Source organism: Vibrio sp. 1978 (genome assembly GCF_033344345.1).
In genome coordinates this window covers 1-1,787 of sequence record NZ_JAWPOP010000077.1, presented here as the reverse complement: position 1 = coordinate 1,787, position 1,787 = coordinate 1, and the positions used below count along the sequence as shown (strand labels likewise).

General features: G+C 49.3%; 2 protein-coding genes. Both read right to left on the bottom strand.

Annotated elements, in window-relative coordinates; all coding sequences use genetic code 11:
- On the bottom strand, nt 1-503 hold a 503-nt coding region (locus R8N49_RS31075; protein WP_318190150.1), incomplete at its 3' end, for an HK97 family phage prohead protease.
- A complete protein-coding gene (locus R8N49_RS31070) occupies nt 496-1,695 on the bottom strand; it encodes a phage portal protein (RefSeq protein ID WP_318190149.1) in 1,200 nt (399 codons plus the stop codon). The genes R8N49_RS31075 and R8N49_RS31070, both read right to left, overlap by 8 nt.
- Between the last annotated feature and the right edge of the window lie 92 nt (nt 1,696-1,787).

Genomic DNA, 1,787 nt, shown 5'->3' with positions numbered 1-1,787 from the left:
GTACTGGCTTCGGTGTCGTTGTAGGCTGGATAGGTCACTGGGCTGACATCCAACAGTTTTGAAACGCGGGTGATTGTACGGATATATACCCCATCATCTCCCTCATCCCATCGATAACCGTCTGAAGGCAAACGAAACGCAAATGAGCTTTGATTTACATCGCCACGATCCATAGGTTCGATCACCATGTCTCTCACCGTTTGGGTGTCTGGCGGAGTGATCTCGTAGCGCAAGCCGACCTCGTCAACAGTCAGCTCGAGCGTTCCGGCTTTGGTTCGACCTAAAACAAAGTTCCGATCATGGTTAAACAGGGCTCGAACGTCATCGTCCAGTACGTCATCAAACGCACCTGGGGCTATCACTTCAACAAAGCCACCAAGGTTATTGCTGCGAGTGTTGAACTTGGCCGCGTACCCGACGATACGTGGCCCCTCTCCGTCCTCACGTTTTTCAATTTTGATTTCATCACTGCGGATAAAAATCTCATTGAGGTTTTTACTCATTTGGGTTGGCCTCTTTTTGTTGAAGATCAGCGCTTAGCAGATAAGTATCCAAACCATCGGCTTGGTTCATATCTTCCAGCTCTCGTACTTGGTTGCGTGTCATCCAACCATCACGAATGGCTTTCGAATAGAACTCAGCACGCTCTTGGGCAGTGCCGCGTAACAGGCCGTTTAGGTTGAATTTGACGTAATACCCAGCGCGTCGCTCTTGTTCAGTGAATAGTTTTCGGTTGAGTTCCTGCTCCCACTTCACAACCCATGGGATCATGGTGTGACGAACGAACTGAATAGCTTGCTCTGAGATGTTAGAGAAGGTGGCTTTTTCCAAGTCGTTAATCATGTGTGCCGGAACGTTGTAGATGCCGGCGACTTCTGAACGACTGAATTTTCGTGTTTCCAGAAACTGAGCATCTTCTGGCGGGATGGTGATCGACTGATACGCCAGCTCTGACGGCAAAAATAACGTCTTATTGTCGTTACTTTGCATCTCCACTTTTGACTTTCGCCAGCGTTCGAGCAAGCGTTTCCAGCTCTTTTCCTCTAATTGCGATTTAACGGAGACAATACCGGTTGGCTTACCACCACTTCGGAAGAACTGGTTACCATAGCCTTGGGTTTCTAGGCCAAGTGCAAAGGCTTCTCTACACTGGGCAATGGGGCTTTTCCCAACTTTGCCATCAGAACCAATCGCCTTAATGTGGATCATATCTTCAGGACTGACTGCCCTTGCTATTGCGTCATCAGCCGTGACCGCGTAGGTATAACGTCCAGAATTGGTTTTGGTTAAGTTGGATTCCCAAGGCCGAATTAACCCTAGTTCACGTACTTCACCCGAACGGGGGTGACGCACGATTTCGGTGTAGTGGTTCCCCCACCCGCTGACGTGAACCATACCCGATTCACGCCAATCGTAACTGGTTTGAAATGGGTTGGGCTCATCATGCAACAGGTAGTAAACAGGGTGGTCCGTTGCACGAGAGACAACTCCGTTAGAGTCACGGCGCATCACATGCAAAGGTAGTTGGCCCATAGAGCGACCGAGTACGCCAATACAGGAGTATACCGCCGATAATCCCATGGCAGATTCCACGCTAACACCAGAACCACCGCCCCAATCGGCTGGATCTATTTCAGACAGGGGGACGGATGGGTCTTCAGGGTTTGAGCGGGTATCAAATAACAAATCAAGCATGGCGGCCCCCTAGTTTTCTTAATGCCAATAAGGCAAAAATCAACAACATAGTTCCGCCAAACATTAAGGTATCCGACAACCCGAATTTGAGA